The following is a 9,461-nucleotide window of genomic DNA, read 5'->3' as shown; positions in this document are numbered from 1 at the left end:
TCCGCCCGACGAACAGCAGCGAAGTGACCAGAGATGGCACTTCGCTTTTATTTTGAATAGCAATGGTAACGAGAATGTTTCTCTGTTACATTTTCTTGCTTTTTTACGTTTGTCAGCGTGGTGCAGGGGCGCAGGTCCCGAGTCATTTCAAAAGGGAGGGGGAGTTCGGATGGCGAGCAACAAGAACATTCAATTCAAGGTGAACGCTTTGGCGGCGCTGGTCGCCACGGTCGCCTGTCACGGCATGGCATGGGCAGAGGATGCCCCCGCCGGGCCTGCAAAAGGGTCCGCGATCCAGCTGCAGAATTCGGTGATTACCGGGGAGTCACTGGCGGTTGAACCCGACATCGGCTATCAGGCCAAGAACAGCACAGCGGGCACCAAGACCAGCACGCCATTATCTGAAACGCCGCGTTCGGTATCGGTGGTGACACGTCAACGCATTCAGGACCAGGGCTCGCAGACCCTCACCGATATCCTCGGTTACGTACCCGGCATCTTCGCGCCGCCGTTCGCGGTCGGTGATGGCCTGGCGGGCGACTTGTTCTCCATTCGCGGTTACAACGCCACCGACTATGGCTACGGCCTGCTCAAGGACGGCCTGCGCCTGCAGGGCAACCGTTACGACACCACCACCGAGCCGTATGGCCTGGAGCGCACCGAAGTGTTCCGCGGCCCAAGCTCGATCCTGTACGGCGAAAACGCGCCGGGTGGTCTGGTCAATCTGGTCAGCAAGCGCCCGACCGAAACCGCACAGGGCGAAGCCAGGTTCTCTTACGGCAGCAACAACCGCCGCCAGCTGGGCCTCGACGTCTCCGGCCCTCTGACCGACGACAACCGCATTCTGGGTCGTGTGGTGATGCTGGGTCGCAACGCCGACACCCAGGTGGACTCGGTGCCGGACGATCGTCTGTACATCGCGCCGTCCATGACCTTCAACTTTGACGAAGACACGTCTCTGACGTTGCTGTCGACCTACCAGCGCGACCGCACCCAACTGCTGCTCGGTTATCCGGCGGCGGGGACCTTGCTGAATAACGTCAATGGCAAGATTGGCAAGGACCAGTACAACGGCAACCCGAACTGGGACGACTTCGAGCGTGAAGCGTGGAGCCTGGGTTACGAGTTCAGCCATCAGATCAACGACACCTGGCAGTTCCGCCAGAACTCGCGCTTCATGGAGTCGCGGATCGACCGTCATGAAACCTGGCCGAACAACCTGAACAACGGCGGGTTCGGCAGCATCCTGACCAGCACCGCGTATGACCGTGACAACAAATCCCTGGCGTACTCGCTGGACAACCAGTTCGAAGGTCACTTCACCTCCGGCGCGCTGGAAAATACCGTGTTGCTGGGCGCCAGCTACGATCGCACGTCCTTTAACCAGGACTGGGCAGCGGGCAACGGCGGCACGTTCAACGCGTTCAATCCGGTGTTCCCTGCCGGGAATCCGCGGATGATCGCGACGATCCAGAATTCTCAGCTCGATCAACAGATGTATGGCCTGTACAGCCAGTTGCAGAGCAAGTACAACAACTGGATCTTCCTGCTGGGCGGCCGCCAGGACTTCGTCAACAGCAAATACCGCAACCGCGCGGGCACCACCAGCGGTCTGGCGGATCTGGATGGCTGGGATCACCGCTTCAGCTGGCAGACCGGGTTGATGTACCAGTTCGAAAACGGTATCTCGCCTTACGTCAGTTACTCGACCGCCTTCACGCCGGTGCAGCAGTCGTCACAGCCCAACGGCGAGTTGCTCGACCCGATCCTCAGCCATCAGTACGAAGCCGGTCTGAAGTTTGAGCCGGCGGGCTGGAACACCACCTTCAGCGCCGCTGTCTTCCAGCTGACCAAGACCCATGACGTGGTGGCAGGCAGCAACGGTTTCAGCCGCCAGGTGGGAGAGAGCGAGTCCAAGGGCATCGAGCTGGAGGCCAACAGCGACATCACCAAGAACCTCAGCCTGACGGCGTCTTACACCTACACCGACGCCCGCGTGACCAAGGACGCGCCGGGGTCGTTGGTGGAGGACCACCAACTGACGGGGATTCCGCGCAACCAGGCCTCCGGCTGGGCAACCTACCGGTTCCTCGACGGCCCGCTGAGCGGATTCCGTCTGGGGGGCGGTGTGCGGTATTTCGACAACACCTTCGCGTACACCTCGCCGACCTTGTACGGCAAGTTGAAAACCGGCGACGTGACGCTGGTGGACGCCTTGGTGGGGTATGACATCGACAAGCACTGGTCGGTGGATGTGAACGCCAAGAACCTGTTCGACAAAGAGTACGTCAGCGGTTGCAACAATGCGGGCCGTTGCTACTGGGGCGAGGAGCGTACGGTGATGGGGACCGTTGCGTTCCGCTGGTAAGGGCTCCGGTTCAGGAGAGGGGCGGACCTGCCTGGCAGGTCCGCCCTTTTTTATGGGAATCGGATCGCGCTCGGCCCTGACCACATCGGGATTCAAGAGGCTTCTCGGCTTCTGAATAGCAGGTTGACGCGGTACCTGTAGGAGCGTGGCTTGTCTCTGGGCCGCACTCGGACGATCTGCCGCGCAGCGGCAGCAAAACCAGGCGACTCATTGTGCCTGTTACCCCGCATGCACCGATCTTGCTGCCGGTTCCCGGTAGATTGCGGGACAAGGTGGAGCGCCACCCCGGCAGCTCCTACGCCTCCGGCAGAATCAAAAGCGACGCAGCGGTCTGCTTCTGATCTTCTTACCGAGAAAATTCAGCCCCACTGAACGGGACTTGGGGGCAGGCCAAACGTAGACGACGTCAGGGCTTTTTAGTTTTTGAGGTTCGCGGTGGTTGGGTCTGTTGGGGTCGTGGGGTTCGTGGGGTTTGGCGTTGGGAGGGTGGGCAGATCCATTCTCTCGGGTGGCGCCGATTCACCTTTCCGCCCCTCCGGCGGGTCACTTTTGAAAAGGCACCAAAAGTAACCAAAAGTGCCCGGCTCCTGGTTTGGCCCGACTTCGTCGGGTACCCGCACTCCGACGACGCTCCGTGGGCCCGCGCCGAACGGGCATCCATGCCCTGACGGCGCTCTCGCGGCTTCCCTGCCGCTCGACCCACTGCGCGTCGTCTGCGTTTGGCCTGCACCCAAGTCGCGATTTGCGGCGTCTGGACTGTCGCGTATATGAACAGCGTGGGCTGGAGCTAACGCTCCTCGCTTTCTTGATGCGTGCATCAATCCTTAGCACACCACCCTGTAGGAGCGCGCTTGCCCGCGATCTGGCGCGAAGCGGCAGCAAAATCAGACGACCCGGTTATGCCTGACACTCTGCATGCACCGGCCTTGCTGCCGGTTCCCGGCAGATCGCGGGACAAGGTGGAGCGCCACCCCGGCAGCTCCTACGCCTTGCAGGCAGAAGCCTACTTGGAGGCTGCACATTCGATGGAAGGAAGACAGTTGCTACGCCCTGCGGGCAGAAGCAGTGTTTCGATAAACCCAGGATCTCGATCTAACGGTATGCCGCGTGCTGCTGATTCACGCTGAAACTGTAGGAGCGTGGCTTGTCCCGCGATCTGGCGCGTAGCGGCAGCAAAATCAGGCGATCCGTGTATGCCTGACACCCCGCATGCACCGGTCTTGCTGCCGGTTCCCGGCAGATCGCGGGCAAGGTGGAACGCCACCCCGGTCGCTCCTACACCTTCCAGGCAGCAGCAAGGCGATGCCTGACATGATCCTTACTTCTCACCCAAGCCCGGTCCTTCTTACCGCTTTTTTTCAGAAAAACCACTAATCATCCTGCCTCCTCAATCGTCTTTTAGACAAGGCCGCCCTGTGCGCGGCGATTCAACATTGACGAGGTCCACTCATGAGCTTTGACGGCGAAAATACTCAGTTCCGCGTAGTCATCAACCACGAAGAGCAGTACTCCATCTGGCCGGATTACAAGGCCATTCCCGAAGGCTGGAAGAGCGTCGGCGTAGAAGGCGACAAGCAGACCTGCCTCAACTACATCGAAGCCCACTGGTCCGACATGCGTCCACTGAGCCTGCGCAAGGCCATGGCCTGAATCACCCCAATCCCCTGCGGAGCGTCTTGCCCATGAACATGCACGTGCTTGCGCCACATCCACCTCGTGTCGACACCGGCTTCCCGTTGCGAGTCTGTCCCGGTCAGACCGGTGCGTCGCTGGCGGCTGAATTCGAGAACCTGCGCGGCGTGGTCGATCAGAGGCTCGAACGCGACGGCGCGATCCTGTTCAGCGGTTTTGCGAGTGAGGGCGTCGAAGGTTTCCAGCGATTCGCGGCAGCTTTCGGACACCCGCTGCTCAACTACGAATTCGGTTCCACGCCACGCAGCCAGGTCGACGGAAAGGGGGTTTACACCTCTACCGAATACCCGGCGCACCGTTCGATCCCGCTGCACAACGAACAGGCTTACACCAACGAATGGCCGATGCGCATCTGGTTCTATTGCGCCAAAGCCGCTGCCAGCGGTGGTGAAACGCCGATTGCCGACAGCCGTGAGGTGTTCCGCCGCATCAACCCGTTGCTGCGCAAGCGCTTCGAAGAGAAACGCCTGATGTACGTGCGCAACTACGGCAACGGCCTGGACCTGACCTGGCAACAGGTGTTCAACACCGACCGTCACAGTGACGTCGAAGCCTACTGCCGCAAACGCGGCATCGAGTGCGACTGGAACGATGACGGCGACCTGCGCACGCGTCAGCGGGTGCAGGGGGTGGCGCAACACCCGCGTACCCGCGACTGGGTCTGGTTCAATCAGGCGCACCTGTTCCATCTGTCCAACCTTGACCCCGAGATGCAGGAAATCCTGCTGGACACGGTGGGCGAAGAAGGCTTGCCGCGTAACGTCTACTACGGTGATGGCAGTCCGTTGGAAGAGGACGCGCTGGCGGAAATCCGCGCAGTGCTCGATGAATGCGAAGTGGTGTTCCCCTGGAACACGGGCGATGTGCTGATGCTCGACAACATGCTCGTCGCCCACTCGCGCAAACCCTTCAGCGGCGAGCGAAAAGTGGTGGTGGCCATGGCCGAAGGCGTCAATGGCGACACGCTGCTCACCCCTTTATGAGTCCGGAATCCATGCAAAAAACCAAACTTGTCTACGTCTGGTCGCTGCGTAACGGTGCGGCTGACAAAGCCGGTCAATACGTCGATTACCACGGCGAGAAGCGCTACATGAAGTCGCCGCTGGAGTATCTGGTCCAGGCGCTCAACGACACCCCTCTGGGCGATCACTACACGTTGGAAGCCGTCATCTGTGACGATAACCCGGCGTCGGCACGTGACCGGGAAAGCATCAAGGAGTACGGTTTCGCGCCGGGGCAGGGCACGCACTGGTTCTACCCGGCGGACCTGAAGGTTCAGGGCCGTCTGGTGAATGAATTGTTAGAAAACGTACCCTCGACTTACCGCGCCTTGCCGTTAGGCGACAGTCAGCGGCCAGCGGGCAAGTCCGATTTCGAACGACGGCTGGGCGAGCGCCTGCACGCACTGCAAGCCGACCTTGTGGTACTCGACGGCTTGCTGGTGATCCTTGATGAACTGGTGCGACCCGGTGCGGACTTCCACCGTCGCGTGGTCAACATTCACCCGGGCATCACGCGCCTCGAATCGCCGTATGAGCGTCGCGGCGCCTACGCCACCCTCGATGCGTTGTACGGCGCGAAGGGCAAAAAGGTGATCGACTGGTCCACCCGCGACACCGTCGACATCCCGGTGGTGAACATGACCGGCGCGTCGTTCCATTACGTCGACAACGGTATCGATTCCGGCGAGGTGATCTTCGACGTGCTGGACACGCCGATTGCGCCGGACGACACCATCCTCGAACTGCGCTGGAACAACTTCAACAACAGCCTGTTCCCGGCGCTGGAGCAGGGGTTGCTGCTGCTGGCGCGGCGTCAGGCTCATTAAGAGCCCGTTGGAACGCGCGGCGCCAGGCCGGGGAATCAGACGATGATCCCCGCGCTGGCGCCGTTGTTCATCGACGATTTTGCGCACTATCGTGACGTTCTCGTGCTGCAAGACGACCCCCGGCCGAGCCTGCCGTTGCGCAGGTTACTCGCGCCCGACACCTTCGATGCGGTATTGACCCGCTTCGCCGTGCAGTACCCCGACAGTGACCGGCGCGGTGTGGCTTCGGTCTGGTCAAAGCACTACTTCATCAAACTGATTCCGCCGGTGGTCGCGGCATCCCTGATTCTCAATCACCGCCTGCCACTGCGCGCCGAGCAACTGCACGTCATGCTGGACGCTCAGGGGATGCCGCTCGGGTTCAAACTCCCGGATCCCGGCCAGCACTGGGCGCCCGTGCCGATCCACGCGTTCCAGCGTTTCGATGAACTGATCGAAGGCCACCTGCGTTCCCTCATCGACACGGTAGCCACCTTGACGCGCCTGTCACCCAGAGTGCTGTGGAGCAACGCGGGCAACTACTTTGAGTGGCTGCTGGGCGTGCTCGCCAGCGCCGTCCCTCAGGCCGACCTGCGGCATGGCCACGACCTGCTGAATGCGCCAGAACGTGAACACGGGCAACGCAACCCGCTGTATCAACCCGTGCGTTATATCGAGGTCGCGGGGCAGGCGACGTTGAAGCGCCAGCGTCGGGTGTGCTGTGTCCGGTATCGGGTCGGCGGACTGAGCCGTTGCGACAACTGTCCGCTGCCCGATCGAAGGGTCCGACCAGGGCGTGACGGGTAGATGAACCCGCGCGAAATGTGACGTCCCGGTGCCAGCGTTGCTCCTAGAAATCCGGTCCGCCGGGTAAATGGCGTCAAATTGCCATCAAAATGTTTCAAGTTGTACGATCTCCTGCCGATAGTGTTAGACCACACATCCAGGAGGTGATTTGTCTCATGAAGCTGACCGTCAAGAGCAAGCTGCTCTGCCTTGCCATCGTTCCCGCGTTGCTGTTCGCCCTGATTCTCAGTGGCGTGGCCGCGTGGATGTTGCAGCGCAGCGCCGATCAGGAAATGAAGGAAACCCGCGAGCAACTGGTGGAGCGCAATCGCCAGGTGCTGAAAAATTACGTCGATGTGGCGCTGACCACGATCCAGCCGCTGCACGATGCATCGGCCGTCGGTGACATGACCGCGCGGGACAAGGCGCTGGAGTTGCTCAAGCCGATGAAATACGGCGACGACGGCTACTTCTTCGGTTACGACACCAAGGGCGTGCGGATCTTCCGCGGCGACAGCCCGGCGGGCATTGGCAAGAGCTTCTGGGACACCCGCGACCCTGATGGCTCCTACCACTATCAGACCTTCGTGGACGTGGCAAAGAACGGCACGCACTACATCGACTACGCCGCGCCCAAACCGGGTGACGAAGCGGTGCAAGTGCCCAAGCTGGGCTACACCGTGTACCTCGCCAAATGGGACATGGTGCTCGGCAGTGCGATCAATATGGACGACATCGACGCGGCCATGGCGCTTGAGCAGCACACCGTGAGCAGTCGCACCCGCAGCATTCTCGGCAGCGTCTTCATCGTGACGCTGATCCTGTTGCTGGTGACCGCCGCGGCCGGCATCTGGACCGCCAACGGCATTGTGCGTCCGCTGCGTATTCTCAAAACCAACCTGGATGACATCGCCGCCGGTGACGGCGACCTGACCCACCGTCTGGTGGTTACCAGCCGCGACGAACTGGGTGATCTGGCCGTCTCGTTCAACCTGTTCGTCGACAAGATCCATGCAATGGTTGCCCAGGTCGCTCAGATGACCACGGACCTCGCCGGTCTGGTGGACCAGGCCACGCAGCAGACCCTGCGCTCCGAGCAGGCCATGCAGCGCCAGCGTGAAGAAACCGATCAGGTCGCCACGGCCATCCACGAAATGTCTGCCGCCGCTCAGGAAGTCGCCCTCAGTGCACAACGTGCCGCCGAAGCGGCGTCTGAAACGGATCAGCAAGGTCAGGCCGCGCGCAAAGTCGTGGGCAGCAGCATTACCGGCATGAGTTCTCTGGTCGACGACATCCGCCTCAGTGGCACCAGCCTGGACAGCCTGCAACAGGACGTGCGTTCCATCGTCTCGGTGCTCGACGTGATTCGCTCGATTGCCGAGCAGACCAACCTGCTGGCGCTCAACGCCGCCATCGAAGCGGCGCGGGCAGGCGAAGCCGGACGTGGTTTTGCCGTGGTTGCCGATGAAGTTCGCGCACTGGCCAGCCGCACGCAGCAGAGCACTCAGGAAATCCAGGGCATGATCACCCGTCTGGAAACAGGCACCCATGCCTCGGTCGAAGCCATGCGCCGTTCCACCGAAGCCGGTGAGGGCGCCAACCAGCAGACCAACGAAGTCGGTGCGTCGCTGGATTCGATCTCTGGCCTGATCGGCACCATCAACGCGATGAACGCGCAGATCGCCAGCGCCGCTGAAGAGCAGACCTCGGTCGCCGAAGAGATCAACCGCAGCGTGCACCAGATTGCAGGTGCCGTAGAGAACCTCGCCGAAGAAACCGAGCAAAGTGCCCACACCATGCGCGACCTGTCGGCATTGGGCGGCAACCTCAGCGCGCTGGTTCGTCAATTCAAGATCTGAGCCTGGTTTAACCCCGCGGACCAGTCAGCCGTGCGGCAAAAGAAGGTTAAATGACGTTCGAATGCTTAGCCAGGTAATGATTAGCAGGCATTCGATCTACCGGACGCCCGGCCGCAAGGCTTGCGGCGCCCGGAGATGCACAAGAAGAAACATAAGAAAAACGAAGCACACCCGTGTTCAGTCTCAGGAGAAGTGAACAATGTTCAATGACGACACCTCCCCGGCGCGTCGCGATTTTCTACGCAAGTCGCTGACGCTCATTCCCGTCGTAACCCTGGCCAGTGCCGGCCTTCCTTCCAGTACCTTCGCCCAGACCCCGGCCAGCGATGCCAGCCAGGGCGCTTCCCCGGCGCCCGCGTCCTCTTCCGGTGATTACAAACCGACCTTTTTCACCCCCGAAGAATGGGCGTTCGTGATCGCCGCCTGCGACCGGTTGATCCCTTCCGACGCCGTTGGCCCGGGCGCGGTGGAACTCGGCGTGCCGGAATTCCTCGACCGCCACATGCAGACGCCCTACGCCAACGGCGGCATCTGGTACATGCAGGGGCCGTTTCTCGAAGCCGCTCCGGAGTTCGGTTATCAGGGGCGTCTGAACCTGCGCGAGATCTTGCGCATCGGCATCAAGGCCATGGACGCCAGCTGCAAGAAGACGTTCTCCGGCAAGACCTTCGCCGAGTTGTCTCATCCGCAACAGGAAGAACTGCTCAAGGCGGCCGAGGCCGGCAAACTGCCGCTGGACGACATTTCGCCGAAGCTGTTTTTCACCAACTTGCTGAACGAAGTGCGTAACGGTTACTTCGCCGACCCGTCCCACGGCGGCAACAAGAACATGGGCGCCTGGAAGATGATCGGTTATCCCGGCATGCGCGCCGATTACATGGACTGGGTCACGGTGCGCGACAAGCCGTACCCGTTACCGCCCGTTGATCTGGCCGGACGGAGGGGCTGA

Annotated in this window: 6 protein-coding genes and 2 pseudogenes; all 8 read left to right on the top strand. The window is 61.2% G+C overall.

Annotation, left to right across the window (positions count from 1 at the left end):
* The first annotated feature begins 169 nt into the window (after positions 1-169).
* On the top strand, positions 170-2,368 hold the full coding sequence (locus tag BMY73_RS02750; RefSeq protein ID WP_092404867.1) for a TonB-dependent siderophore receptor: 2,199 nt from the start codon (positions 170-172) through the stop codon (positions 2,366-2,368).
* 1,449 nt (positions 2,369-3,817) lie between these two features.
* On the top strand, positions 3,818-4,018 hold the full coding sequence (locus tag BMY73_RS02745) for an MbtH family protein (protein WP_092404865.1): 201 nt from the start codon (positions 3,818-3,820) through the stop codon (positions 4,016-4,018).
* Between the two features lie 32 nt (positions 4,019-4,050).
* Positions 4,051-5,043, top strand: a complete 993-nt coding sequence (locus BMY73_RS02740; protein WP_175500115.1) for a TauD/TfdA family dioxygenase — start codon at positions 4,051-4,053, stop codon at positions 5,041-5,043.
* Positions 5,044-5,054: 11 nt separating this feature from the next.
* Entirely contained in the window at positions 5,055-5,888 is an 834-nt protein-coding gene (locus BMY73_RS02735; RefSeq protein ID WP_092405127.1) for a formyltransferase family protein, read from the top strand.
* A gap of 42 nt (positions 5,889-5,930) precedes the next feature.
* Positions 5,931-6,674 (top strand): siderophore-iron reductase FhuF, encoded by a 744-nt coding sequence (fhuF, locus tag BMY73_RS02730; RefSeq protein WP_092404863.1) that lies wholly within the window; start codon positions 5,931-5,933, stop codon positions 6,672-6,674.
* Between the two features lie 89 nt (positions 6,675-6,763).
* Positions 6,764-7,654, top strand: a pseudogene (locus tag BMY73_RS28715) (cache domain-containing protein); the annotation flags it as partial.
* Between the two features lie 348 nt (positions 7,655-8,002).
* Positions 8,003-8,512 (top strand): annotated as a pseudogene (locus BMY73_RS28710) (methyl-accepting chemotaxis protein); the annotation flags it as partial.
* A 199-nt stretch (positions 8,513-8,711) separates the two neighbouring features.
* Positions 8,712-9,461, top strand: a complete 750-nt coding sequence (locus BMY73_RS02720; RefSeq protein WP_092404861.1) for a gluconate 2-dehydrogenase subunit 3 family protein — start codon at positions 8,712-8,714, stop codon at positions 9,459-9,461.

The organism is Pseudomonas sp. NFACC02 (assembly GCF_900110765.1).
Classification (GTDB): domain Bacteria; phylum Pseudomonadota; class Gammaproteobacteria; order Pseudomonadales; family Pseudomonadaceae; genus Aquipseudomonas.
This window is presented reverse-complemented; position numbering and strand designations above follow the sequence as displayed.